This window comes from Mesorhizobium sp. M7A.F.Ca.US.002.01.1.1, from assembly GCF_004022955.1.
GTDB lineage: Bacteria > Pseudomonadota > Alphaproteobacteria > Rhizobiales > Rhizobiaceae > Mesorhizobium > Mesorhizobium ciceri.
In genome coordinates this window covers 1-942 of sequence record NZ_RZQE01000949.1, presented here as the reverse complement: position 1 = coordinate 942, position 942 = coordinate 1, and the positions used below count along the sequence as shown (strand labels likewise).

Annotated in this window: 1 protein-coding gene and 1 pseudogene; both read left to right on the top strand. The window is 65.1% G+C overall.

Going from position 1 to position 942, the window contains the following annotated elements; translation table 11 throughout:
• Nucleotides 1-249: pseudogene (locus tag EN932_RS36960) on the top strand (ABC transporter substrate-binding protein); the annotation flags it as partial.
• A 49-nt stretch (nucleotides 250-298) separates the two neighbouring features.
• The coding region (locus EN932_RS36955) for an ATP-binding cassette domain-containing protein (protein ID WP_164890882.1) at nucleotides 299-942 on the top strand (644 nt) is incomplete at its 3' end.

The window sequence follows — 942 nt, the reverse complement described above, 5'->3', positions numbered from 1 at the left end:
AAGGAGAAGGACGGCTACCAGACATGGTCGGCGTCGATCGCGCCCGGCGTGTCGTCGCTCGCCTTCTGGGTGGCGCAGCAGGTGCTCGACGGCCGCACCGACATCCCGCATGACCTGCTGGTGCCGTATCTGGCCTTCACCCAGGACGATTTCGAGGCCGAGCTGCCAAAGATCCCCAAGGGCGGCGTCGCCAGCCACGAATACACGCAGGAAGACGCGATCGCGGCCATCAAAGCCAACATCAAGTGAATGTCGGCCAAGCGTTGCCGTCCGTATCGCCAAGCGAGTATCGTTGAGCATGCCCAGGGGTAACGCTGACATCATCAGACTGAACGGCGCCGAAAAGCATTTCGGCGCCGTTCGCGCGCTGGGTGGCGTGGATTTTCACGTCGGACCCGGCGAATGCGTCGGGCTCGTCGGCCACAATGGCGCCGGCAAATCGACGCTGATGCACATGGTGGCGGGCACGCTGGTGCCCGACAGCGGGCAGATCGGCGTGCATGGCGACACCGAGGACAACTACTCGGTGTCGCGCGCGCAGCAGCTCGGCATACGCTGCGTCTTCCAGGAGCTGTCGCTGTGCCCCAATCTCAGCGTCGCCGAGAACACACGCATCAACCACGCTTCGCTGCGTGGCTTCGGCTGGCGGCGCAAGGCGGCCGAGCTGATCGCCGCCAAGCTCGACGAGATCTTTCCGGGTCATAGCATCTCGGCGTCGGACATTGTCGGCGACCTGTCGATCGGCCGTCGCCAGATGGTCGAAGTGGCGCGCGCCTTCACGGTCACCCAGGATCGTCTCGACCTCGTCATCCTCGACGAGCCGACATCGTCGCTCGACGCGCATACGGCGGGCCAGTTGCTGGCCTTCGTGCGCCGCTTCGTCGCCGGCGGCAAAAGCTGCATCCTGATCTCGCATGTGCTGGGCGAGGTGCTGCGCAACGC